Below are 23,226 nucleotides of genomic sequence, written 5' to 3'. Positions count from 1 at the left end.
AGGTCGTGCGGTCCGGCCGAGGGTGTCGGACCTCAGCGGCCCTGGAAGCGGGCCGCGCTGGTCCTGGCCTTGCCGAGCTTCTTGTACAGGCGGCTTCCGGGGCACGCGGTCGCGAACCCGTCCCGGTGCCCGGAGATCACGTGGAGCCGGACGTTCCTGCCCTTCTTGTAGAGATTGCCACCGCCGGACTTCAGGTAGGTAGTACCGCGCGGGTTGGCGCCGTACAGGCCGAGCTTCCACGCGGTCAGCCGGGCGACGGCGTTCAGGGCCTTCTTCGGCGGTTTGGCGGTGCCGTACGAACCGATGACGGCGATGCCCGTGGTGTTCGCGTTGAATCCGAGAGTGTGGGCCCCGAGGACCGGCTTGGCCACACCTCCGGCACGTCCTTCGTAGATGTTTCCGCACTTGTCGACCGCGAAGTTGTAGCCGAAGTCACGCCAGCCACTGCTCTTGACGTGGTAGCGGTAGATGCCGCGCAGCACCGATCCGGCCTGTGAGCAGCGGTAGTTGTTGCCGGACGCGCTGTGGTGCAGAAAGGCGGCCTTCACGGTCTTCGTGTACGCGAAGTTCCTCTCCCGGAGCCTCTCGTTCGCGCCCCAGCCCCTGCGCGTGATGATGCGCGGGCGCGGGCCGATGTGCGGCCGTGCCTTGCCGACGGCCTCGGCGCCGCCGCGGGCGGCGATCAGGTCGTTCTCCGTCTGCCGCTTGGTCAGTTCGGGGATGACGGCGGCGCCGATCGGCGCGAGCTCCGCGTTGACCGCGGAGGCCGCGGCGGACTCGGCGGTCAGCGCGGGGGCGCGCCCGACGTCGATCTGGGCGCCCTTGGGCGGGGCCTCGTCGCCGGGGTTGACCAGTTCGAGGCGCAGGCCCTCGGGGAGTGCGGGACCGGCGGACCGGTCCGCGCCCGCGGCCCGCTCCGGCCTGACCCGGATCTCGACGCCGTCCGAGGCGCCGACCCACAGCGGTGCGGTGGAGCCGCGGACGGTGCCCGCTGCGCGGTCGGGGTCGTCGGCGTCGGGGGCGTGTTCGTGATTGTGCGTATCGACCTCTTGCCAGCCCGACCAGGTGGCGGCGCCGGTCGCGCGGGTGCGGACCTGGACGGTGCCGTGCAGGTCGGCTCCGGGGTCGTTCCAGACGACGCCCACCAGGGAGAAGGGGCGCACATCTCGCTGGTTCAGGCCCTGTTCGCTCGCCCCGGCCGGGCCGAGGGAGCGGTCGGAGGCGAGGGGGACGAGCGGGAGGGACTGGGTGCTGCCGGGAACCGCCTCGGTGGCGGGCCCGGCGGCCGGCGGTACGTCGGGCGCCGAGGCCCGGGCGCCGGACGACGACAGGGTGAGGGGCAGGGCCAGAGCGGCCGCGCACGTGACGCCGATCGAGGAAGCAAGGAATCCACGCATACAGCTGATAGTTGGCACATAGGTACATATCTGTCCATCGGTAACTGACGGGCCGTCGGCCTCGAATGGGCGTCCGGCCGTCCGCGCTCCCCCGCCGTGCCGGAGGCGGCGGTCGGCCCCCGCGTACCCTTGCGCCCGTGAACGCCAACGACCACACCCCTGCCGACCTGCTGCGATCCGCGCTCGCCTCGGACCCGGGCCGCCCCCTGCTCACCTTCTACGACGACGCCACCGGCGAGCGCGTGGAATTGTCCGTGGCCACCTTCGCCAATTGGGTGGCCAAGACCGCCAATCTGCTCCAGGGCGATCTCGCCGCCGAACCCGGCGACCGGGCCGTCCTGCTGCTGCCCGCGCACTGGCAGACGGCCGTGTGGCTGCTCGCGTGTTCGTCGGTGGGCGTCGTCGCCGACGTGGGCGGCGATCCCGCGTCGGCCGATCTCGTCGTCAGCGGACCGGACTCCCTGGAGGCCGCGCGCGGCTGCTCCGGGGAGCGGGTGGCGCTCGCGCTGCGGCCGCTCGGCGGACGCTTCCCGCAGGCTCCGGGCGGCTTCGCCGACTACGCGGTGGAGGTGCCGAGCCAGGGCGACCGGTTCGCCCCCTTCGCGCCCGTGGACCCCGACGGGCCCGCCCTTGCCGTGGGCGGCGAGGAGCTGACCGGTGCCGGACTCGTGGAGCGCGCCCTCGACGACGCCGCGCGGCTCGGCGTGCGGCCCGGCTCGCGCATCCTGTCCGGCCTCCCGTACGACACCTGGGACGGGCTGAGCGCCGGTCTGTACGCGGCGCTGGCCGCGGGCGGCTCCGTGGTGCTCTGCCGCCATCTCGACCAGCTGGCCGAGGAGGGCCTGCGGAAGCGGGTGACCGACGAACGGGTGACCGTCACCGCGCGCTGAGAGCCCGTCCCGCACCCCCGGCAGCGGGTGCGCTTCCCTCGTTCGGCGCACTCCCACCCCTGGCCCAGAGGCCCCCGGCGCCCGGGCGGTCCATGGTCGTAGGTACGGACGAACGCACCGACGCAGCCATGAGGGGTGGACGCACACGTGACCGAGACCGCAGGCACGCCTTCCGGACAGGACGGACCCCCGCCCCCGGACGGCACCTCGCCTGAGCCGAAGGCCACGTACGGACCCGGCACGGGTGCGAGCCCCACCGGCGTGGGCGTCGCCCGCCGCAAGCACCGCTGGCTGCGCTGGACCGCGCTCGGCGCCGCCGTCCTGGTGCTCGGCGTGGGCGGCGTGGGGTGGGCGGCGTACCGGAAGCTCAACGGGAACATCACGACGGACACCGACGCCGCCGACGAGCTCGCGCGCTACGAGAAGGAGCGCCCGACGGCGCTGGTGGCCGGCGCCCAGAACATCCTGCTGCTCGGCTCCGACACGCGTGCGGGGCCGGGCAACCGCAAGTACGGCAAGGACCCCGGCACCCAGCGCTCGGACACCACGATCCTGCTGCACCTGGCGGCCGACCGGCAGAGCGCGACGGCCGTGTCGATCCCGCGCGACCTGATGGTGCAGATCCCCGGCTGCCGCAGGCCGGACGGCTCCCGGACCGAGCCGCAATTCGCCCAGTTCAACTGGGCGTTCGAGTTCGGCGGGACGGCCTGCACGATCCGTACGGTGGAGACGCTCACGCGCATCCGCGTCGACCACCACATGGTCGTGGACTTCGCCGGGTTCAAGGACATGGTCGACGCGGTCGACGGCGTGCAGGTCTGCATCAAGACCCCGATCGACGACAGCGACGCCCAGGTGAAGCTCGCCCCGGGCATGCGGAGCCTCAACGGCGAGCAGGCGCTGGGTTTCGTCCGGGCCCGCAAGAGCCTCGGCGACGGCAGCGACACCGACCGGATGGACCGCCAGCAGGAGTTCCTCGGCGCGCTCGTCAACAAGGTGCAGAGCAATGACGTCCTGCTGAATCCGGCGAAGCTCTATCCCGTCCTCGACGCGGCGACTTCCTCGCTCACGACCGACCCCGGACTCGCGAGTCTGCGCGGTCTGTACGAACTCGTGCGCGGCATGCGCAACATCCCCACGGAAGGGGTGCAGTTCCTGACCGTCCCCCGGCAGTCGTACACGTACGACGCCAACCGCGACGAGCTCGTCGAGCCCGCGGCGGACCGCCTCTTCGACCGGCTGCGGACGGACAGTCCGGTCGCGGTGGACCCGCGCCGCTCCGAGCAGTCCGGGCCCGGCGAGGAACAGGCGGGCGGGGATTCCGCGTCCGGAAAGCCGGAGGACCCCACCGCCGAGGAGCAGTCCGGGAATCAGTCGGAGCAACAGCCGGAGAAGCGGTACGACGGATCGGGCGACGAGGAGTACGAGGACTCCGGCGAGTGGAGCGACGAGAAGCCGGACGACCCTTCTCCGACGCCCTCCCCCGCGCCCACATTCCGGGGAAACACGGCGGCGGGCTCCACCTGCGAGTAAAGCGATCCCCAAGGGAACGGTGCGCCCCACAAAGAAATAGGGCGGATTGCCCAGTTGTAGGGGAGTGGAATTTGTCACCGGCGTCGTCCGACGCTGAACTGGGCGGATAGTGTGAGCGATCCGGTGCGCAGGGCCTTGTCGGCCGCGCACCGCTGGACCGAGTGACCGAGCGCCTTCTTAGAGGGGGGAAAGGCGCCGCGTGGCCCCGACGGAGGACGCAAACAACCGTGGACGCGCAAGGCCGTGGGCGGGCGGAGAACATCGACCCCGCAGACCAATGGGTACTCAACCCGGACACCGGTGATTACGAACTGCGACTGAGCCCCTCCGCAGAGCAGTCGACGGTGCCCGGCCCCCGTGGCTCCTCACCGCGCAGGGGCAGCCGCGGCCGCACCGCGCCGGACCGCGAGGGTCCCCCCCGGCAGGGGGAACGCGACGAGCGCCGCGAGGTGCCGGGGCAGCGGCGGCGGCGCGTCAAGGAGCCGGAGCCCGGCTCCGGGGGCCGGCGCAAGCAGAAGCCGCGCAAGGCCAAGGGCAGCACCAAGGGCAAGAAGGTCATGGTCTGGACGGGCGGCACGCTCGCCTTCCTGCTCGTGGCGGGCTGCACCGGCGGCTACCTCTACTACCAGCACCTCAACGACAACATCACGTCGATAGACGATGACGGCGCGGGCACCGGCGGCTTCAGCAAGGACCGGGCCATCAACATCCTGGTGATGGGCACCGACAAGCGCAGCGGTGACGGCAACAAGGGGTACGGCGACGAGGGCAGCGTCGGTCACGCCGACACGACGATCCTCCTGCACGTCTCCAAGGACCGGACGAACGCGACCGCGTTGAGCATCCCGCGCGACATGATCGTCGACATTCCCACCTGCCCGACCAAGCAGAAGGACGGCAGCGTCAAGGACATCCAGAGCTCTCAGAAGGCCCGCTTCAACGAGAGCCTCGGCCAGTACGACCGCACGCCGAGCTGCACGATGCGTACGGTCAAGGCCATCACCGGCATCACGCCCGACCACTTCATGGTGGCCGACTTCAACGCGGTCAAGACGCTCTCCAGCGCGGTCGGCGGCGTGGAGGTCTGTCTCGCCAAGGACATCGACGACCCCAAGTCGCATCTGAAGCTGCCCAAGGGCAAGCACACGATCGAGGGCGAGGACGCGCTGGCCTTCGTTCGCACCCGCCACTCCGTGGGCAACGGCGGCGACTTGAGCCGGATCGAACTGCAGCAGCAGTTCCTCAGCTCCCTGATGCGGAAGCTGAAGTCCAGCGACACGCTCACCAGTCCGCAGAAGATGATCAAGCTCGCGGAGGCGGGCACCGAGGCGCTCACGGTCGACTCCAAGATCGCCGACATAATGAAGCTCAAGGACCTCGGCATGGAGCTCGGCAAGCTCGACATGAAGAACCTGAGCTTCGCCACGGTGCCGGTGATCGACAACCCCGCCGAGAAGGTGCCGATCACGGTCGTGCCCGACCCGACCAAGGCGGAGCAGCTCTTCGCGATGATGCGCGCCGACGAGTCGCTGACCGAGGTGAAGAAGAAGCAGAAGAAGGAGAAGGCCGCGGTGGCCGCCCGCCTCAAGGGGCCGAAGGCCGACGCCTCCGACGTCCGCGTCGACATCTACAACGGCAGCGGCAAGACCGGCGCCGCTCAGACGACTCTCACCTGGCTGCAGAACGATGCGGGCGTGCTCAAGTCCAGCCAACTGGGCAACGCGCCGTCGGTCAGCAAGAAGACGACGCTCGAGTACGCGCCCGACCAGGCGGACCAGGCCCGTCGGCTCGCCGACCTCATGGGCCTGTCCGGTTCCGCCATGAAGCCGGGCAAGAGCGAGAAGAACGCGCAGGGCCTCCCGGCCATGAAGCTGACGATCGGCGGTGACTTCAAGGGCGCGGGGGTGCCCATTGATGCCTCGTCGAAGGCACCGAAGGACATCAAGAAGGTCGAAGCGGACAAGGTTATGTGTGCGGAGTGACCTGAAGCGGTCGTTCTGCATCTAACAATGCGCCAAGGCGCCGCAGGGCGACCGCAGTTCAGGAACAGGGGCGGGGAGGGGCTGGGGATGAGGCAGAACAGCGTGCGTAAGGAGGGGGCGCGACGACGCGCTCCGCACGCCAGTGATCACGGCTGGGACAACGGCGCACACGGCGAGGCACGCCCCGAGGACCCTCCGCGCACCGACGGCGCCCCGAAGGGCGACGCCCGGCACCGGCGCGGCGCGAGCGGCGGCGGACGCCCGCCACGGCGCAAGCGGCGCGTCCTGCGCTGGTCGGCGACGATCCTCTCGGTGCTGATACTCGGCACCGCCGGCGCCGGGTACCTCTACTACCGGCATCTCAACGGCAACATCCAGACGGACGACCTGAACCTCGGCGAGCACCGGGCCCCCGAGCCCACGCCCAACGCCGCGGGACAGACCCCGCTGAACATCCTCCTCATCGGCTCGGACGCACGCGACTCCAAGGCGAACCAGAAGCTCGGCGGCGCCAAGAACACGTTCGGCTCGCCGCCCCTCGCCGACGTGCAGATGCTGCTGCACCTCTCGGCCGACCGCTCCAACATGTCGGTCGTGAGCATGCCGCGCGACACCCTGCTGCAGATCCCCAAGTGCACGGACCCGGACGACGGCAAGGTCTATCAGCAGACCGGCCCGAAGATGATGACGAACGAGTCGCTCGGCCGGGGCGGACCCGGCTGCACGGTCGCCACCTGGGAGAAGCTCACCAACATCCACATCGACCACTTCATGATGGTCGACTTCTCGGGCGTGGTCTCCATGGCCGATGCCATCGGCGGCGTACCGGTCTGCGTGGACAGGAACATCCACTCGCGCGACAGCCAGGGGCACGGCTCGGGCCTGAAGCTGAAGAAGGGCACCACCGAGGTCAAGGGCAAGCAGGCCCTGCAGTGGCTGCGCACCCGCTACGGCTTCGAGGGCGGCACCGACATCAGCCGCGCCAAGGCCCAGCACATGTACATGAACGCGCTGGTCCGCAAGCTCCGCGAGAACACCGGCCTGACCAGCCCGAACCAGCTGCGCAAGCTCGCCGACAAGGCGACGAGGGCACTGAAGGTGGACGACGGTCTCGGCGACCTCATGAAGCTGTACGACCTCGGCAACGAGCTGAAGAAGGTCTCGCCGTCGCGCACGACGATGACGACCATGCCGTTCGAGTACGCCGGTGAGCGCGTCGTCCCCAAGCCCGGGGACGCCGAGCAGCTCTTCCGCCTGGTCCGCGACGACATCCCGCTGGACGGCAAGGGGCACAAGAAGCCGGCCAAGGAGAAGAAGTCCGACGACCCGGCCGCCCCGGACGGCGAGATCGCGGTGCAGGTCCAGAACGGCACGCGGACCGACATGGAGCCGCCGGTCAGCGGCCGGGCGAGCACGGTGGCGCAGCTCCTCGCGGGCAAGGGCTTCAAGAAGGCGACACCGGACACGGCGGCCGCGCTCACCGAGGCCACGACCGTGATCCGCTATCCCAGCAAGGACCTGGAGGGCGACGCCCAGCGGGTCGCCAAGTCCCTGGGGCTGCCGTTCAGCTCGGCGAAGAAGTCGACGGACGTCTCCGGGGTGACGCTGGTCGTGGGCGCCGACTGGCGCGAGGGCGACGCACCGCCCAAGCCGAAGAAGAAGGACGACAGGACGCCGGATTCCGCGGACGCGCTCAGCGGCTCCGACGACAAGGCGTGCATGAAGGTGGACCCGGGCTTCAGCTGGTAGCCCAGGGGTACGAGAGCGGCCCGGTCCCACCGGTGAGAGGTGGGGCCGGGCCGCTGTCGTTCGTACGGGGCGGGGCCGTCAGGCCTGCTGCGCCTCGGTCTCCCCCAGCACGGCCGGGCGACGCGAGGCGATGACCTTCCTGGCCAGCGAGCGCGGGCTGGTGAGGAAGCCCCAGCCCCACGACATGTGCATGGTCGCGAGTGCCACCGGGATCTGCAGGCGTGCCTTCAGGGGCAGACCCTTGCCCGCGGGGACGGACCCGGCGGCTATGGCCGCGAGGTAACCGCCGGGGATGACGAAGCCCCACGGCGTGAGCGCCGCGCCCACGACGATGCCCGCGGCGATCGCGCAGACCGCGGTCGGCGGCGCGAGGTAGCGCAGGTTGATGGAGCCCTCGTGGTAGCGCGCGACGACGTGGCGCCAGCGCCCGTAGTCCTTGTACTGCTTGGCCAGCGCCTTCACGTTCGGGCGGGGGCGGTACGAGACCTTCAGCTCGGGCGAGAACCAGATCAGGCCGCCGGCCTCGCGGATGCGGAAGTTCAGCTCCCAGTCCTGGGCGCGGATGAACTCCTCGTTGTAGCCGCCCTGCCGCTCCAGGGCCTCGCGGCGGAAGACGCCGAGGTAGACCGTCTCGGCCTGCTGGGCCTCGCCGCCGGTGTGGAAGGCGGCGTTGCCCACGCCGATCTTCGACGTCATGGCGGCGGCGACCGCGTGCTCCCAGTCGTTCTCGCCCTCGGCGTGCATGATGCCGCCGACGTTCATCGCACCGGTCTCGCCGAGGAGGCGGACCGCGGTCGCGATGTAGTTCGGGGAGAGCATGCCGTGGCCGTCCACGCGCACCACGATCGGGTGACGGGACGCCTTGATCGCGGCGTTCAGCGCCGCGGGCGTGCGCCCCGTGGGATTGGGCACCGTGTGGACCCGGGGATCCTCGCGGACCAGCTCGGCGGCGATCTCGTCCGTGCGGTCGGTGGAGGGGCCGAGCGCGACGACGACCTCCATCTCGCCCGCGTACTCCTGCTGCAGGATCGCGTGCACGGACTCGCGCAGATGCCGCTCCTCGTTGAGGACGGGCATGATCACGGAAACGGCTGGAGGCTGCACCTCGGACTTCGCGTTCATCACGCGTCACGTTACCGCGAATGGGGGACACGGGCGCGCGCCGTCCGGGTCGCTACCCCGGGCCGCATTTCGTATGGCATTACATTTCTCGGGTTCCCGGCTCGTCCCCGCCCCCGGCCGCCCGCTCTCCGCGGAGGTGTTCCGCACGTGCCCACACCGCCCCGCTCCCCCGCCCCCACGCCGCGCCGCCCCCGCCCACCGGCCCGAACGTCGCCACGGAAGGCCGGCAGGCGGGGAAAGCGGCCTCGGTGGGCGATGCGGGTGGCCACCACCTTCTCCGTGACGGTGCTGGCCGCGGCGGGCATCGGGCACTCCGTGGTGACCAGCCTCGACACGGGCATCAAGCGCGTGGACGCCTTCAAGGACATGAAGAACAGGCCCGAGTCGGGCCACGGCATGAACGTGCTGCTCGTCGGCACCGACGGCCGCGACAAGATCACGCCGGAGGAGAAGGCGAAGTACCGCCTCGGCGGCGCACCCTGCCACTGCACGGACACGATCATGATCGTGCACATCTCGGAGGACCGGGACCGCGCCAGCGTCGTCAGCCTGCCGCGGGACAGTTACGCGGATCTGCCCGCGCACACCGACCGGAACACGCTCAAGGAGCACCGCGAGCATCCCAACAAGATCAACGCGGCGTACGCGGAGGGCGGGCCGAACCTCACGGTGCGCACCGTCGAGCACATGACGAAGGTCAAGATCGACCACTATCTGGAGGTCGACTTCCTCAGCTTCATGAAGACCGTCGACGTGCTCGGCGGGGTGGAGATCTGCACGGCGCGGCCGCTGCGGGACTCCCACACCGGGCTCGACCTGGCGGAGGGCACGCACCAGTTGAACGGTGGCGCGGCGCTGCAGTACGTCCGCTCGCGGTACATCGACGGGGCCTCCGACCTGGGGCGCATGCAGCGTCAGCAGCGTTTCCTGGCGGCGCTCATCGCGAAGGCCACCGGCAGCGGGGTGCTCCTCAACCCGGTCAAGTTCCGTGACGTGACGCGGACGCTGCTCGGCTCGGTCCGGGCGGACAAGGGCTTCGGCACGGGCGACATGCTGGATCTCGGGCGGGCGATGCGGGGCTTCTCCCCCTCGTCGTCGGAGTTCACCACCGTGCCGCTGAGTCCGCAGGGGCAGATCGTGCCGGGCATCGGTTCGACGCTGAAGTGGGACCCGGTGAGGTCCGGCAAGCTGTTCGAGACGCTCCGCGAGGACCGGCCGCTCGCGGCCCACCGCGCCCGGCCCAAGGGCACGCTGGTCGGCGTCTCGCCGCAGCAGGTCCGGGTCCAGGTGGACAACGGCACGGGGACGCCGGGGCTCGGGAAGCGGGTCGACGCGGCGCTGGCGGCGACGGGGTTCCAGACGACCCGCACGCCGACGGACGTGCCGGGTGCGGCGGCGCGGCCGGCGGTGCGGACGGTGGTCGCGTTCGACCCGCGCTGGGACCGCTCGGCGAAGGCGCTCGCCACGGCGCTTCCGGGGGCGGAGTTGCGGCCGGTGCCGGGGCAGGGGGCGACGTTGAAGGTGATTGCGGGGACGGATTACCGGGCGGTGCGGGCGGTTCGGGCGGAGGATGTTCATCAGGGTGAGTTCGGCGCGGTAACGGGCGACGAGGTGGTCTGCTCCTGACCCCGCCCTGGGGGGCGGTCAGACTCTCTCTCCCTGTGCGGGTGCGTCGTGACTTGCCGCGCAGTTCCCCGCGCCCCTAGGGGGTGGTGGTACCGGTCGGCTCTATGCCTGCGGGTAGGCCGTGGTTGCTCGCGCAGTTCCCCGCGCCCCTTGGGGGGGTGGTGCTGGTCGGCTCTTTCGTTGCGGGTGCGTCGCGGTTGTTCGCGCAGTTCCTCGCGCCCCTGGGGGGTGGTGCCGGTCGGCTCTTTGTCTGCGGGGGGGCCTGGGGTGGCGGGTGGCGGGGCCCCGGGGGTCAGGGGCGCGGGGAACTGCGCGACAAGCCACGACGCACCCACAGCCAGGCAACCGTCGCCACCACCCCAAGGGGCGCGAGGAACTGCGCGAGCAACCACCACGCAACCGCAGACGTGGAACCCGCAGAAACCCCCTCAGGGGCGCGGGGAACTGCGCGACGAGCCAGCACGCGCCCGCAGCCAGGCCAACAACCGACGGCACCGCCCCCCAGGGGCGCGGGGAACTGCGCGAGTGGCCGCGAGGGGAACGCGGGGTGGGAGTCGGGTCGCGCCAGCCCAGCTGCGCGGATAACTGCCCCGCACCCACGGGGGCTCAGTCCTCGAACCCCTCCGCCACCCGCGCCTCCCGCAACTCCTTGATCGCCCGGCGCCGAGCCAACCGGTGCGTGCGGCGGATCTGCGCCTCCTGGTAGCGGCGACGGTCCCGGTCGGTCTCGGGGACGACCGGGGGCACCGTCCGCGGCTTCCCGTCCGCGTCGACCGCCGCGAAGACGAGATACGCCGACCCCACCTGCTGCGCGGGCGTCGACTCGTTCCAGCGCTCGGCGAGGACCCGGACCCCGACCTCCATGGAGCTGCGCCCGGTCCAGTTGACCTGGGCTTTGACATGGACCAGGTCGCCCACGCGGACCGGCTCGAGGAAGACCATCTCGTCCATGGAGGCCGTGACCGCCGGCCCGCCGGAGTGGCGTCCGGCGACGGCCCCCGCCGCGTCGTCCACCAGTTTCATGATCACGCCACCGTGCACCGTGCCGAGAAGGTTGGTGTCGTTGTGGGTCATGATGTGGCTGAGTGTGGTGCGGGACGCCGAAGTCGGCTTGCCCGGAATCTCCGATTCCGGACGGGGAGCCTGGTCTGTCATGCCCTCCACCCTATGCCGGACGTCCGCCCGCCCCCTCCCCGGCCGCTTTGCATCAGCTCTGCAACAGCCCTGACCCGAATCACCGACCGCCCTGTAAGGCGCACGCCTCCACGCGGCACACTGGGCCACATGAGCGATTGGCCTGACGATCAGGGCGGCGGCCGGGGTTACGGCGGCGGCCGCGGTGACTCCCAGCCCGACGGAGCCCGCGTGATGCGGCACATCCAGCGCGGCCAGCCCTCCCGTCCGGCCGGTCCGCCGCCGGGTGGGGTCCCGCCGCAGCCCTCGTACGACGACGGGTACGACGAGCGGTACGGGGACGGCCGACCGTACGGCGACGCCCGCGACGACGTCTTCGAGCCGCGGACCCCGCGCCAGGACCCGTACGGCCAGAACCACGGCAACGCGTACGACAGCGGCTACAACACCGGCCAGGTCTACGGCCAGCCGAACGGCGGCAACGGCGGCCAGGGCGGCGCCGGACGCCCGCCGCGCACCGCGCGCCCCGCGCCGAACTGGCGCAAGCGGATCAAGTGGGGTGCGATCACGCTCGTGAGCGTGCTCCTGGTGACGTCCGTCATCACGTACTTCTGGGCCGACTCCAAGCTCAAGCGCGAGGTCGACCTCTCCAAGGTCATCGAGCGGCCCGAGGGCGGCGCGGGCACGAACTACCTGATCGTCGGCTCCGACAGCCGCGAGGGCATGACCGCCGAGGACAAGAAGAAGCTCCACACGGGCTCGGCCGAGGGCAAGCGCACCGACTCGATGATGATCCTGCACGTCGCCGACGACGGCGGGAACACGATGATCTCGCTGCCCCGCGACTCGAACGTCACGATCCCCTCCTTCAAGGGCGCCGAGTCCGGCAAGCTCTACCCGAACCAGGGCCGCCAGACGAAGCTGAACGCCGCGTACGCGGAGGACGGCCCCGAGCTGCTCGTCCGCACCGTCGAGTACAACACCGGGCTCAAGATCGACCACTACGCCGAGATCGGCTTCGGCGGCTTCGCCAAGATCGTGGACTCGGTCGGCGGCGTCGAGATGGACATCCCCAAGGCCTTCAAGGACAAGTGGTCGGGCGCCGACTTCGAGGCGGGCAAGCAGACGCTCGACGGCCAGGAGGCGCTGGCCTTCGTCCGCACCCGGCACGCCTTCTCCAGCGACCTGGACCGCACGAAGAACCAGCAGAAGTTCCTCGCGGCCCTGGCCCACCAGGTGGCCACGCCCGGCACCGTCATGAACCCCTTCAAGCTCTACCCCACGATGGGCGCGGGCCTGGACACCCTGATCGTCGACAAGGACATGGGCCTCTTCGACGTGGCCTCCATGTTCTGGGCGATGAAGGGCATCACCGGCGGCGACGGCAAGTCCATGAACATGCCGATCGCGGGCCAGACGGGCGGCAACCTCCTCTGGGACAAGGCCAAGGTCAAGCAGCTGGTCGAGCAGCTGAACAACGACGAGAAGGTCACCGTCGAAGGCAGCAACTGAGCGCTCCCCCGCCGAACGCGAGAGGGCCCCGCCGACCTGGTCGGCGGGGCCCTCGTCCGTCCCGCCGCACCGCCCCGTACCCCGAACGCTCCGCCCGCCGCGAAGCCGCGGCCGCTCCGTGCCACGGTGAGGGGAACTGCCGCCCGCCGACGTCCGGAGCACCCGCCATGGCAGACCTGCAGGAGGACCTCCCCACGACCGCCGAGGCGGGGGAGCTCGACCGGCCCCCCGCCCCGCCCGAACCCGCCCCCGCGCCCGCCCCGCTGCCCGCGCACGAGCACGGGAGCGAGAGCGAGAGCCGGGGCGAGAGCGAACCGGTGCGGACCGTCGACCCCGCCGAGCGCGCCCGTGCGCTGCTCGCCGCGCACCCCGTGGCCGACGGCTACAGCGGGTTGCCCTGGGCGCTGCGCGAACTGCCCTGGTACGACTTCGAGACGGGCGACAACGGCCTGGAGTGCGACGTGCCGCGGCTGCGCCGGGGCCGGGTCGGCGCACAGTTCTGGTCCGTGCACGTGCCCGAGGGGCCGCAGGCCGACCGGCCCGTCGGCGCGACGCTCGAACAGATCGACTTCGTGCAGCACGTCGTCGCCGCCCACCCCGAGGCCCTGCGGCTCGCCCGCAACGCCTCGGAGGCCGCCGACGCGCGCAACTGCGGCCGCGTCGCCACCCTGATCGGCCCCGCCTGCGGCGCGGCGCTCGGCGACTCCCTCGGCACGCTGCGCGCGCTGCACAGCCTGGGCCTGTGCGCGGTCACCCTCTCCGGGACGTCGTGGGCGGGCCCGGGCGGGCTGACCCCGTTCGGCGAGGAGGTCGTCAGGGAGATGAACCGGCTCGGGGTCCTCGCGGACCTCTCCGGCGCGTCCGAGGCGACGGCGCGGCGGGTCCTCGCGGTCTCCAAGGCCCCGGTGATCTTCACCCGCTCCGGGGCGCGCGCCCTGCGCGACCATCCGGCGAACCTCGACGACGCGCTGCTCGCCGAGGTGGGCGCCGCCAAGGGGCTCTGCCTGGTGCCGCTCGCCGCCGACCGGACGGGGGCCTCGGTGCGCGAGGTGGCCGACCACCTCGATCACGTACGCCGGGTCGCCGGGCCGGAGTGCGTCGGCCTCTCGGGCACGTACGACACCGCCGAGACGCATCCCGCGGGCCTGGCCGACACGGCGAGCTATCCGCGGCTGGTCACCGAGCTCGTCGAACGCGGCTGGCCCGAGGCCGACTTGGCGCTGCTCACCTGGGGCAACGCCCAACGCGCCCTGCGCGACGCGGACTTCGCGGCGCGGGCGGCGCGGGGCCGGCGGGCCGCGTCGACGGCGCGGATAGAGCGTCTGGACGGCTGAGCGGCCGCTCCCCGGCCCGGGGAGCGGCCGACTCCCGCTCGCTCAGGGGATCTTGCAGAGACAGAAGGGGTGCCCCGCGGGGTCCGCGTACACGCGGAAGTCGCGCTTGCCGTCGTCGTCGTCCACGTCCAGCGGACGCGCGCCGAGGGCGATCACCTTCTTCTCGGCCGCGTCGATCTCCTCCGTCGTGCGGCCCGCGTCGAGGTCCAGGTGGAGCTGCTGGCCGTGTACGTCGGAGCGCGGCCACTCCGGCGGGCGCAGGTCGCTCACCCGCTGGAAGGACACTTTGACGCGGCCGGGGAGCACGAGGTCCACCCAGTCGCCGTCGTCCTCCTCGACGGTGCCTCCGATGATCTGCGCGTAGAACTCCGCCAGGGCGACGGGGTCGGGGCAGTCGAGGACGACGTTGCGCAGCTTCGCCAGGGGGGCGGTGGGGTTACGGGCGTCAGCCATGTCTCGCTCCTTCTCGTCAGACACAGAGGCAGAACGGGTGCCCGGCAGGGTCCGCGTAAACCCGCCACGGACGGTCGCGGTCGGCGTTGTCGAGCACCGTGGCGCCGAGCGCGAGGATCTCCTTCTCCGCGGCGTCCATGTCCTCCACTGTGACGTCCAGGTGGATCTGCTGCGACCCGTCAGGACCGGGCCACCGCGGGGGCCGGTGGCCCAGGGCCCGCTGGAAGGCGAGGAACGTGCCGCCGTCGCCCCGCAGGTCCACCCAGCCGTTGTCGCCGGGGACGGGGGTGCCGCCGACAAGTCGCGCGTAGAACTCCGCCAGGGCGAGCGGATCGGGGCAGTCCAGGACGACGGCGCGGAGCCGGGCGAGCGACATGCTTCCTCCAGGAGGGACGACCGAACTGGGGGAACTCCGGCGGGTGCCGGTTGATTCCCGCGGCTCCTCCGGAAGAGTTATGCGGTCGGGCGGCCCATGGCCCGGTAGGTCCAGCCGGCGGCGCGCCACGCGGCCGGGTCCAGGGCGTTGCGGCCGTCCAGGATGACGGGGGACGCCGCGGCGGCGGCCAGCTCCGCCGGGTCCAGGTCGCGGAACTCGCGCCACTCGGTGAGGTGCAGCACCACGTCCGCGCCCCGGACCGCGTCGAGCGCCGTGTCCGCGTAGCCGAGGGTGGGGAAGAGCTTGCGGGCGTTCGCCATGCCCTTGGGGTCGTACACCGTGACCTGGCCGCCCTGGAGGTGGATCTGGCCTGCGACGTTGAGCGCCGGGGAGTCGCGCACGTCGTCCGAGTCCGGCTTGAAGGTCGCCCCGAGGACCGCGACCCGCTTGCCGAGGAACGAGCCGCCGCCCAGCGCCTCGCGCGCCATCTCGACCATCTGCCCGCGCCGCCGCATGTTGATCGAGTCGATCTCGCGCAGGAAGGTCAGGGCCTGGTCGGCGCCGAGTTCACCGGCGCGCGCCATGAACGCGCGGATGTCCTTCGGCAGACAGCCGCCGCCGAAGCCGATGCCGGCCCGCAGGAACTTCCTGCCGATGCGGTCGTCGTGGCCGAGGGCCTCCGCCAGCTTCACGACGTCGCCGCCCGCCGCCTCGCACACCTCGGCCATGGCGTTGATGAAGGAGATCTTCGTGGCGAGGAAGGAGTTGGCGGAGGTCTTCACCAGCTCCGCCGTCGGGAAGTCGGTGACGACGAACGGCGAGCCCTCCGTGAGCGGCGTCGCGTACACCTCGCGCAGCAGTTTCTCGGCGCGCTCGCTGCGGACGCCGACCACGATCCGGTCGGGGCGCAGCGTGTCCTGCACGGCGAAGCCCTCGCGCAGGAACTCCGGGTTCCAGGCCAGTTCGGCCTCGCCGCCCGCCGGGGCCAGCTCCAGGAGGCGGGCCGCGAGCCGGTCCGCGCTGCCGACCGGGACGGTGGACTTGCCGACGACCAGGCACGCCTTGTTCAGGTGCTTGGCGAGCGATTCGAGGGCGGTGTCGACGTACGACATGTCGCACGCGTACTCCCCGTGCTTCTGCGGGGTGTTCACGCAGAGGAAGTGCACGTCGCCGAAGTCCGCGACCTCGGCCCAGTCCATGGTGAAGCGCAGCCGTCCGCTGGAGCCCTCGATGCCCGCGACGTGCTTGCGGAGCAGCTCCTCGAGACCGGGCTCGTACATGGGGACCTCGCCCCGCTGGAGCATCTCGATCTTCTCGGGCACGACGTCGAGCCCGAGGACCTCGAAGCCGAGCTCGGCCATGGCCGCGGCGTGCGTGGCGCCGAGATAGCCGGTGCCGATCACGGTGATCTTGAGGGCCATGCGGTGCTCCAGAGGTATGCGGGCTTCGGTGCGCGACCGAGCATAGTCGGGCGCTCGGGGGCCGCTCACGGGGCACGTTTCGCACGGTCGGCGAGGTCACGTGTCCGCTGTCGGCAAGCTCACGTATCCCTCGGGCGGCGACGCCACTAAAATTTGGGTTACTTAACGGTAATTAGCGTCCTTGGAGCGTGAGAGACCTTGGCCGGATCGGCTGATTTCGACCTGTACCGCCCGTCCGAGGAGCACGACATGCTCCGTGACGCGATCCGCTCGCTGGCCGAGGCGAAGATCGCCCCGTTCGCCGCCGCGGTGGACGAGGAGGCCCGCTTCCCGCAGGAGGCCCACGACGCGCTGGTCGCGAACGACGTGCACGCCGTGCACGTTCCGGAGGCCTTCGGCGGCGCCGGTGCCGACGCCCTCGCCACGGTCATCGTCATCGAGGAGGTGGCGCGCGTCTGCGCCAGCTCCTCGCTGATCCCCGCGGTCAACAAGCTCGGCTCGCTGCCCGTCATCCTCTCCGGCTCCGAGGAGCTGAAGAAGAAGTACATGACGCCGCTCGCGGGCGGCGAGGGCATGTTCTCGTACTGCCTCTCCGAGCCGGACGCCGGTTCGGACGCGGCGGGCATGAAGACCAGGGCCGTGCGCGACGGCGACTTCTGGGTGCTCAACGGCGTCAAGCGCTGGATCACCAACGCGGGCGTCTCGGAGTACTACACGGTGATGGCCGTGACGGACCCGGAGAAGCGCTCGAAGGGCATCAGTGCCTTCGTCGTCGAGAAGGGCGACGAGGGCGTCTCCTTCGGCGCCCCGGAGCGCAAGCTCGGCATCAAGGGCTCCCCCACCCGCGAGGTCTACCTCGACAACGTCCGCATCCCCGCCGACCGCATGATCGGCGAGGAGGGCACGGGCTTCGCGACCGCCATGCAGACCCTGGACCACACCCGCATCACCATCGCGGCGCAGGCCCTCGGCATCGCGCAGGGCGCCCTCGACTACGCCAAGGGGTACGTCAAGGAGCGCAAGCAGTTCGGCAAGCCGATCGCCGACTTCCAGGGCATCCAGTTCATGCTCGCCGACATGGCCATGAAGATCGAGGCCGCGCGCCAGCTGACGTACGCCGCCGCGGCCAAGTCCGAGCGCGGCGACAAGGACCTCACCTTCCAGGGCGCCGCCGCCAAGTGCTTCGCCTCGGACGTGGCGATGGAGGTCACCACGGACGCGGTGCAGCTCCTCGGCGGCTACGGCTACACCCGTGACTACCCCGTCGAGCGGATGATGCGCGACGCGAAGATCACGCAGATCTACGAGGGCACGAACCAGGTCCAGCGCATCGTGATGGCGCGGAACCTGCCGTAGCCTGCGGCGCTTCAGCGGTGACGGTGCCCTCTCCCTGGCTTCAGGGGGAGGGCACCGTTTCGGAGGCAGCCGCACCCGCGGGTGGTTCGTGGCTGAGCGCGCGGTTCCCCGCGCCCCTTACGGGGCGCCCCCGCCTCAGCCGTCCAGCTGCTCCAGCGTCGCGATCGACGGGCCCCTGCGGGACTGTTCGTCCCGCGCCACGTCCTCCGCCGCGCCGAGCACCCGTACCGCGTTCTGCCACGTCAGCTTCGCGAGGTCGGGCTTGGACCAGCCTCGGTCGAGGAGCTCCGCGATCAGGTTCGGGTAGCCCGCCACGTCGTCCAGGCCGTCCGGCGTGAACGCCGTGCCGTCGTAGTCGCCGCCGATGCCGATGTGGTCGACGCCCGCCACCTCGCGCATGTGGTCGAGGTGGTCGGCGACCGTCGCGGCGGTGGCGACCGGGCGGGGCGTCGACTCCTCGAAGGCAGCGTGGACCTTCATGCCCGCCACGGAGGTGTCGAGGTGGTGGAAGCCGTTGGCCCGCATGTTCTCGTCGGCGGCCGCCGTCCAGTCGACCGCCGCCTGGAGCACGAACTTCGGTACGAAGGTCACCATCGCCACGCCGCCGTTGGCGGGCAGCCGCTCCAGGACGTCGTCCGGGATGTTGCGCGGGTGGTCGCAGACCGCCCGCGACGAGGAGTGCGAGAAGATCACCGGGGCCACCGAGGTGTCCAGGGCCGCCCGCATCGTCGTCGCCGCCACGTGGGAGAGGTCGACCAGCATGCCGACGCGGTTCATCTCGCGGACGACCTCGTGGCCGAAGGCCGAGAGGCCGCCGACGCCCGGCTCGTCCGTCGCCGAGTCCGCCCACGCGATGTTGTCGTTGTGCGTGAGCGTCATGTAGCGGACGCCGAGCGTGTGCAACGCCCGCAGCGTGGCCAGGGAGTTGTTGATGGAGTGGCCGCCCTCGGCGCCCATCAGGGAGGCGATGCGCCCCTCGGCGCGGGCCTTCTCCATCTCCGCGGCGGTCCGCGCGCGGGCCAGGTCGGCGGGGTAGCGGGTGAGCAACTGCTCGACGCAGTCGATCTGTTCGAGCGTGGCGCTGACCGCCGCGTCGCCGGTCAGGTCGGTGCGTACGTACACCGACCAGAACTGCGCGCCGACGCCGCCCGCGCGCGGCCGGGCGATGTCCGTGTGCAGACTGCCGCGCTGGTCCGTCGCGATGTCGAGCTTGCCCAGGTCGTAGCCCGCCTTCTCCCGGAGGGCCCACGGCAGGTCGTTGTGCCCGTCGACGACCGGGAAGTCGGCGAGGAGGGCGCGCGCCCGGTCGAGAGACGGCTCTGACGCTGTGCGATCACTGGAAGTCATGCGATCACTTTCCCGGACCTGAGCCGGGAGCGGAACCGGAGCCCGGGCGGAAGCCGAAGCCGGACCCCGCGTTCTCGACCTTGGCCCGCAGCCGCTTGCCCTTCTCCGTCGCCTGGTCGTTCAGCTCCTGCTGGAACTCCCGCATGCGGGCGAGGAGTTCGCCGTCGTGAGCCGCGAGCATGCGGGCCGCGAGCAGCCCCGCGTTGCGCGCGCCGCCGACCGAGACCGTCGCCACCGGGACGCCCGCCGGCATCTGCACGATGGACAGCAGGCTGTCCATGCCGTCCAGGTACTTCAGCGGGACGGGCACGCCGATCACCGGCAGCGGGGTCACCGACGCCAGCATGCCGGGCAGGTGGGCCGCGCCGCCCGCGCCCGCGATGATCGCCTTGAGGCCGCGGTCCGCCGCCTGCTCGCCGTACGCGATCATCTCGTGCGGCATGCGGTGCGCGGAGACGACGTCGACCTCGAAGGGGATCTCGAACTCGGCGAGTGCCTGCGCGGCCGCCTCCATGACGGGCCAGTCCGAGTCGGACCCCATGACGATGCCAATAACGGGGGAGGTCATTCGGTGATCGTTCCTCTGAGGTAGCCGGCTGCGTGGCGGGCGCGGTCGAGGACCTCGTCCAGATCGTCGCCGTAGGTGTTCACGTGACCGACCTTGCGGCCGGGCTTCACGTCCTTGCCGTACATGTGGATCTTGAGCTGCGGGTCGCGGGCCATGCAGTGCAGGTACGCGGTGTACATGTCGGGGTAGTCCCCGCCGAGCACGTTGGCCATCACGGTCCACTTGGCGCGCGGGCGCGGGTCGCCGAGCGGCAGGTCGAGCACGGCGCGGACGTGGTTGGCGAACTGCGAGGTGATCGCGCCGTCCTGCGTCCAGTGGCCGGAGTTGTGCGGGCGCATCGCCAGTTCGTTGACGAGGATGCGGCCGTCGGGCGTCTCGAAGAGCTCGACCGCCAGGTGGCCGACCACGCCGAGCTCCTTGGCCACGCGCAGCGCCAACTCCTGTGCCTCGCCCGCCAGTTCCTCGGAGAGGCCGGGGGCGGGCGCGATCACCGTGTCGCAGACGCCGTCGACCTGCTGGGACTCGACGACGGGATAGGCGACGGCCTGGCCGTGCGGCGAGCGGACGACGTTCGCCGCCAGTTCGCGCACGAAGTCGACCTTCTCCTCGGCGAGCACGGGCACACCGGCCCTGAAGGGCTCTTCGGCGTCCTCGACGGAACGTACGAACCACACCCCCTTCCCGTCATAGCCGCCCCGCACCGTCTTGAGGATCACGGGAAAGCCGTCGCCGCCGTCCGCGGCGCCCTCGGCCGCGAAGGCGGCCGCGTCGGCCGGGTCCTTCACGATCCGATGGCGCGGGCAGGGCACGCCGATCTCCGTGAGCTTCTCGCGCATCACGCCCTTGTCCTGGGCGTGCACCAGCGCGTCGGGCCCCGGGCGCACGGGGATGCCGTCCGCCTCCAGGGCCCGTAGATGCTCGGTGGGTACGTGTTCGTGATCGAAAGTGATCACGTCGCAGCCCCGCGCGAAGTCACGCAGCGTGTCCAGGTCGCGATAGTCGCCGATGACGACTTCGCCGACGACCTGGGCCGCGGAATCCTGCGGGGTGTCACTGAGGAGCTTGAATTTCAGGCCGAGGGGGATGCCCGCCTCGTGGGTCATGCGGGCGAGCTGACCGCCGCCGACCATGCCGACTACCGGGAACGTCACACCCCCAGGGTATCGGCCGGTATCGGCCACCCGGGAACGGCCGGATACCGGCGCCTTCGGGGCCCCTCCTGTCACAGCGTGGCCACGGTGTCCGGGCGCCCGCGCGCGCCGGGAATGGCCGCTGGTTAGCATGGCTTGGTCGACACGACCGAATCACCAATCCGTCGGCACGTAGAAACCGGGACGAACTCACCGGTACGAATCGACGGGGGCTGGGGCGACCACCATGACGGAACGGGGCGCACTGCGGGTGCGGCTGGACACCCTCGCGCGCGAGGTGGCCAAGTTCGGAGCCGTGGGGGCGGTCGGAACTCTGGTGAACTTCGGTGTCTTCAACCTCGTGCGGCACATGACCGACCTGCACGTGGTGCGCGCGAGCGTGATCGCCACGGTCGTCGCGATCGTCTTCAACTACGTGGGGTTCCGTTACTTCACGTACAAGGACCGTGACAAGACCGGCCGCACCAAGGAGCTCACGCTGTTCCTGCTGTTCAGCGTGGTCGGCCTGGTGATCGAGAACGGCGTGCTCTACGCGGCGACGTACTGGTTCGGCTGGGACGGCAAGCTGCAGGCGAACTTCTTCAAGTTCCTCGGCATGGGCATCGCGACCCTCTTCCGCTTCTGGTCCTACCGCTCCTGGGTGTTCAAGGCGCTGCCCGCCCGCGCGACCGTCGCGCATGCGGAATCGTTCCTGGAGGAGACGGAGAGCGACGAGCCGCCGGTCGTGCGGCGCGCGGGCTGACCTCGCGTCCCCCCGGTCCGCTAGCGGACCGGCTTGTCCTCCGCTTCCGGGTCCGTGCCCCGCGCGAGCGGCGTGCGCGACAGGAAGAGTCCGAAGACGGGCGGCTTCGTCTGCAGCATTTCGAGGCGGCCGCCGTCCGCCTCGGCCAGATCCCGGGCCACCGCGAGGCCGATGCCCGTCGAGTTGCGGCCGCTGATGGTCCGCTCGAAGATCCGCGCGCCGAGGTCCGCGGGGACTCCGGGCCCCTCGTCCGTGACCTCGATGACCGCCTGGTTGCCGGTGACGCGGGTACGCAGTGCGACCGTGCCGCCACCGTGCATGAGGGAGTTCTCGATCAGCGCGGCGAGCACCTGCGCCACCGCGCCCGGCGTGCCCACCGCCTCCAGGTGCCGCTTGCCCGAACTGACGATGGCGCGGCCCGCGCTGCGGTAGGCCGGGCGCCACTCCTCCAGTTGCTGCTTGATCACCTCGTCCAGATCGAAGGCGACGGCCGAACCGGTGCGCGGGTCACGGGAGTTGGTGAGCAGCCGCTCCACGACGTCGGTCAGCCGCTCGACCTGGGCCAGCGCGATCGTCGCCTCCTCCTTCACCGTGTCCAGGTCCTCGGTCACCGTGATCTCCTCCAGGCGCATGGAGAGCGCGGTGAGCGGCGTACGCAGCTGGTGCGAGGCGTCGGCGGCCAGCCGGCGCTCGGCCGTCAGCATCCGTCCGATGCGCTCGGCCGAGGAGTCGAGGACGTCGGCGACCCGGTCGAGCTCCGGCACGGAGTAGCGCTTGTGGCGGGGGCGGGGGTCGCCCGAGCCGAGGCGCTCCGCGGTCTCGGCGAGGTCGGTGAGCGGGGAGGCGAGACGGTTGGCCTGGCGTACGGCGAGGAGCACGGCGGCGACGATGGCGAGCAGCGCGACGGCGGCGATGATCAGCAGCGTGCGGCCGACCTCGCGGGTGACGGCGGCCTTCGGCTCCTGGACGGTGACCTTCTCGCCCTGTTCACCGGGGCGGGTCGCGCTGATGACGTCACCGGAGGGGCGGGTGCCGATCTCGATGGACTCGCGGCCGGGGATCTCGATGCGGGCGTACCGGTCGGTGGCGACCTGGTCGCGCAGGATCTCGCCGCTGATCTTCTCCTCGCTGATCAGCCGGCTGTCGACGATGCTGGCGAGGCGCAGGGCCTCGGAGTCGACGCGCTCCTGGGCGCTGCTGCTGATCGTCCTCGTCTCGACGATGACGAGGCTGACGCCGAAGACGGCGATCACCACGAGGACGACGGCGAGGGTGCTGTTGATCAGTCTGCGACGCATGCGGACAGTGTCCCGCGTAGCGGGGCGGGTGGGGGGTGGGCCTGCGGCGGCTTGGGCGTCGAGTGCGGGTTGCTTTGGGCCGCTCGCGCAGTTCCCCGCGCCCCTGACGGGGCCCGGCCGCGGCGCCGCCCAAGGGGCGCGAGGAACGGCGCGACCAGCCCCCACCGGCCCGCAGAAACCCCCACACCCCCACACGCAGACGCGACTGCCTGCGGCGGCAAGGACGGCGAGTGCG

19 protein-coding genes are annotated in these 23,226 nt (G+C 71.2%); 9 read left to right on the top strand and 10 right to left on the bottom strand.

The window, feature by feature from the left end:
* Positions 1 to 32: 32 nt before the first annotated feature.
* Positions 33 to 1,397, bottom strand: a complete 1,365-nt coding sequence (locus tag ACZ69I_RS36470; RefSeq protein WP_470836789.1) for a peptidoglycan recognition protein family protein — start codon at positions 1,395 to 1,397, stop codon at positions 33 to 35.
* 137 nt (positions 1,398 to 1,534) lie between these two features.
* On the opposite strand from ACZ69I_RS36470, the gene ACZ69I_RS36465 reads away from it, so the two are divergent.
* The 4 genes from ACZ69I_RS36465 to ACZ69I_RS36450 all read left to right on the top strand — a co-directional run bounded on the left by ACZ69I_RS36465 (position 1,535) and on the right by ACZ69I_RS36450 (position 7,551).
* Entirely contained in the window at positions 1,535 to 2,287 is a 753-nt protein-coding gene (locus ACZ69I_RS36465; protein ID WP_470836788.1) for a TIGR03089 family protein, read from the top strand.
* A gap of 147 nt (positions 2,288 to 2,434) precedes the next feature.
* On the top strand, positions 2,435 to 3,820 hold the full coding sequence (locus ACZ69I_RS36460; RefSeq protein ID WP_470836786.1) for an LCP family protein: 1,386 nt from the start codon (positions 2,435 to 2,437) through the stop codon (positions 3,818 to 3,820).
* 227 nt (positions 3,821 to 4,047) lie between these two features.
* Positions 4,048 to 5,802 (top strand): LCP family protein, encoded by a 1,755-nt coding sequence (locus ACZ69I_RS36455; RefSeq protein WP_470836785.1) that lies wholly within the window; start codon positions 4,048 to 4,050, stop codon positions 5,800 to 5,802.
* 87 nt (positions 5,803 to 5,889) lie between these two features.
* Entirely contained in the window at positions 5,890 to 7,551 is a 1,662-nt protein-coding gene (locus tag ACZ69I_RS36450; protein ID WP_470836784.1) for an LCP family protein, read from the top strand.
* Between the two features lie 78 nt (positions 7,552 to 7,629).
* Here ACZ69I_RS36450 and ACZ69I_RS36445 read toward each other — a convergent pair whose 3' ends face one another.
* On the bottom strand, positions 7,630 to 8,673 hold the full coding sequence (locus ACZ69I_RS36445; protein WP_470836783.1) for a glycosyltransferase family 2 protein: 1,044 nt from the start codon (positions 8,671 to 8,673) through the stop codon (positions 7,630 to 7,632).
* Between the two features lie 147 nt (positions 8,674 to 8,820).
* On the opposite strand from ACZ69I_RS36445, the gene ACZ69I_RS36440 reads away from it, so the two are divergent.
* Entirely contained in the window at positions 8,821 to 10,299 is a 1,479-nt protein-coding gene (locus ACZ69I_RS36440; RefSeq protein WP_470836782.1) for an LCP family protein, read from the top strand.
* Positions 10,300 to 10,905: 606 nt separating this feature from the next.
* Here ACZ69I_RS36440 and ACZ69I_RS36435 read toward each other — a convergent pair.
* On the bottom strand, positions 10,906 to 11,454 hold the full coding sequence (locus tag ACZ69I_RS36435; protein ID WP_467672109.1) for an acyl-CoA thioesterase: 549 nt from the start codon (positions 11,452 to 11,454) through the stop codon (positions 10,906 to 10,908).
* 129 nt (positions 11,455 to 11,583) lie between these two features.
* Here ACZ69I_RS36435 and ACZ69I_RS36430 point away from each other — a divergent pair, with 129 nt between their 5' ends.
* Positions 11,584 to 12,945, top strand: coding sequence for an LCP family protein (locus ACZ69I_RS36430; protein WP_470836780.1), 1,362 nt, complete (start codon positions 11,584 to 11,586; stop codon positions 12,943 to 12,945).
* Between the two features lie 167 nt (positions 12,946 to 13,112).
* Positions 13,113 to 14,279 (top strand): dipeptidase, encoded by a 1,167-nt coding sequence (locus ACZ69I_RS36425; RefSeq protein ID WP_470836779.1) that lies wholly within the window; start codon positions 13,113 to 13,115, stop codon positions 14,277 to 14,279.
* Positions 14,280 to 14,321: 42 nt separating this feature from the next.
* Here ACZ69I_RS36425 and ACZ69I_RS36420 read toward each other — a convergent pair whose 3' ends face one another.
* The 3 genes from ACZ69I_RS36420 to ACZ69I_RS36410 all read right to left on the bottom strand — a co-directional run bounded on the left by ACZ69I_RS36420 (position 14,322) and on the right by ACZ69I_RS36410 (position 16,529).
* The gene (locus ACZ69I_RS36420) at positions 14,322 to 14,732 is read right to left on the bottom strand and encodes a VOC family protein (RefSeq protein WP_470836778.1); all 411 of its coding nucleotides are present in this window, start codon (positions 14,730 to 14,732) and stop codon (positions 14,322 to 14,324) included.
* A 16-nt stretch (positions 14,733 to 14,748) separates the two neighbouring features.
* Positions 14,749 to 15,108, bottom strand: a complete 360-nt coding sequence (locus ACZ69I_RS36415) for a VOC family protein (RefSeq protein WP_467672117.1) — start codon at positions 15,106 to 15,108, stop codon at positions 14,749 to 14,751.
* A 77-nt stretch (positions 15,109 to 15,185) separates the two neighbouring features.
* A complete protein-coding gene (locus ACZ69I_RS36410) occupies positions 15,186 to 16,529 on the bottom strand; it encodes a UDP-glucose dehydrogenase family protein (protein ID WP_470836776.1) in 1,344 nt (447 codons plus the stop codon).
* A gap of 198 nt (positions 16,530 to 16,727) precedes the next feature.
* Between ACZ69I_RS36410 and ACZ69I_RS36405 the strand changes: the two genes are divergently transcribed.
* The gene (locus ACZ69I_RS36405; RefSeq protein ID WP_470836775.1) at positions 16,728 to 17,885 is read left to right on the top strand and encodes an acyl-CoA dehydrogenase; all 1,158 of its coding nucleotides are present in this window, start codon (positions 16,728 to 16,730) and stop codon (positions 17,883 to 17,885) included.
* A 135-nt stretch (positions 17,886 to 18,020) separates the two neighbouring features.
* On the opposite strand, the gene ACZ69I_RS36400 is transcribed toward ACZ69I_RS36405, so the two are convergent.
* From ACZ69I_RS36400 to ACZ69I_RS36390, 3 genes are read right to left on the bottom strand one after another with little or no spacing between them, the layout of a single operon-like run.
* Positions 18,021 to 19,232, bottom strand: a complete 1,212-nt coding sequence (locus ACZ69I_RS36400; protein WP_470836773.1) for a dipeptidase — start codon at positions 19,230 to 19,232, stop codon at positions 18,021 to 18,023.
* A gap of 4 nt (positions 19,233 to 19,236) precedes the next feature.
* The gene (gene purE, locus ACZ69I_RS36395) at positions 19,237 to 19,800 is read right to left on the bottom strand and encodes a 5-(carboxyamino)imidazole ribonucleotide mutase (protein ID WP_467672125.1); all 564 of its coding nucleotides are present in this window, start codon (positions 19,798 to 19,800) and stop codon (positions 19,237 to 19,239) included.
* Positions 19,797 to 20,930, bottom strand: a complete 1,134-nt coding sequence (locus ACZ69I_RS36390; RefSeq protein ID WP_470836816.1) for a 5-(carboxyamino)imidazole ribonucleotide synthase — start codon at positions 20,928 to 20,930, stop codon at positions 19,797 to 19,799. The genes purE and ACZ69I_RS36390 overlap by 4 nt, the downstream gene beginning before the upstream one ends.
* A gap of 247 nt (positions 20,931 to 21,177) precedes the next feature.
* On the opposite strand from ACZ69I_RS36390, the gene ACZ69I_RS36385 reads away from it, so the two are divergent.
* On the top strand, positions 21,178 to 21,693 hold the full coding sequence (locus ACZ69I_RS36385; protein ID WP_470836772.1) for a GtrA family protein: 516 nt from the start codon (positions 21,178 to 21,180) through the stop codon (positions 21,691 to 21,693).
* Between the two features lie 20 nt (positions 21,694 to 21,713).
* On the opposite strand, the gene ACZ69I_RS36380 is transcribed toward ACZ69I_RS36385, so the two are convergent.
* On the bottom strand, positions 21,714 to 22,991 hold the full coding sequence (locus ACZ69I_RS36380) for an ATP-binding protein (RefSeq protein ID WP_470836771.1): 1,278 nt from the start codon (positions 22,989 to 22,991) through the stop codon (positions 21,714 to 21,716).
* Between the last annotated feature and the right edge of the window lie 235 nt (positions 22,992 to 23,226).

The sequence above is a fragment of the Streptomyces sp. NPDC036815 genome (assembly GCF_055609205.1).
The sequence above is the reverse complement of the archived record's forward strand: the minus strand, read 5'-3'. Positions and strand labels throughout refer to the sequence as shown.

Excerpts from the sequence above, each read along its gene's own strand:
- ACZ69I_RS36470 (WP_470836789.1), bottom strand. The coding sequence starts at position 1,397 with ATGCGTGGATTCCTTGCTTCCTCGATCGGCGTCACGTGCGCGGCCGCT.
- ACZ69I_RS36450 (WP_470836784.1), top strand. The coding sequence starts at position 5,890 with ATGAGGCAGAACAGCGTGCGTAAGGAGGGGGCGCGACGACGCGCTCCG.
- ACZ69I_RS36445 (WP_470836783.1), bottom strand. The coding sequence starts at position 8,673 with ATGAACGCGAAGTCCGAGGTGCAGCCTCCAGCCGTTTCCGTGATCATG.
- ACZ69I_RS36435 (WP_467672109.1), bottom strand. The coding sequence starts at position 11,454 with ATGACAGACCAGGCTCCCCGTCCGGAATCGGAGATTCCGGGCAAGCCG.
- ACZ69I_RS36430 (WP_470836780.1), top strand. The coding sequence starts at position 11,584 with ATGAGCGATTGGCCTGACGATCAGGGCGGCGGCCGGGGTTACGGCGGC.
- ACZ69I_RS36425 (WP_470836779.1), top strand. The coding sequence starts at position 13,113 with ATGGCAGACCTGCAGGAGGACCTCCCCACGACCGCCGAGGCGGGGGAG.
- ACZ69I_RS36420 (WP_470836778.1), bottom strand. The coding sequence starts at position 14,732 with ATGGCTGACGCCCGTAACCCCACCGCCCCCCTGGCGAAGCTGCGCAAC.
- ACZ69I_RS36415 (WP_467672117.1), bottom strand. The coding sequence starts at position 15,108 with ATGTCGCTCGCCCGGCTCCGCGCCGTCGTCCTGGACTGCCCCGATCCG.
- ACZ69I_RS36410 (WP_470836776.1), bottom strand. The coding sequence starts at position 16,529 with ATGGCCCTCAAGATCACCGTGATCGGCACCGGCTATCTCGGCGCCACG.
- ACZ69I_RS36400 (WP_470836773.1), bottom strand. The coding sequence starts at position 19,232 with ATGACTTCCAGTGATCGCACAGCGTCAGAGCCGTCTCTCGACCGGGCG.
- purE (WP_467672125.1), bottom strand. The coding sequence starts at position 19,800 with ATGACCTCCCCCGTTATTGGCATCGTCATGGGGTCCGACTCGGACTGG.
- ACZ69I_RS36390 (WP_470836816.1), bottom strand. The coding sequence starts at position 20,930 with ATGGTCGGCGGCGGTCAGCTCGCCCGCATGACCCACGAGGCGGGCATC.
- ACZ69I_RS36385 (WP_470836772.1), top strand. The coding sequence starts at position 21,178 with ATGACGGAACGGGGCGCACTGCGGGTGCGGCTGGACACCCTCGCGCGC.
- ACZ69I_RS36380 (WP_470836771.1), bottom strand. The coding sequence starts at position 22,991 with ATGCGTCGCAGACTGATCAACAGCACCCTCGCCGTCGTCCTCGTGGTG.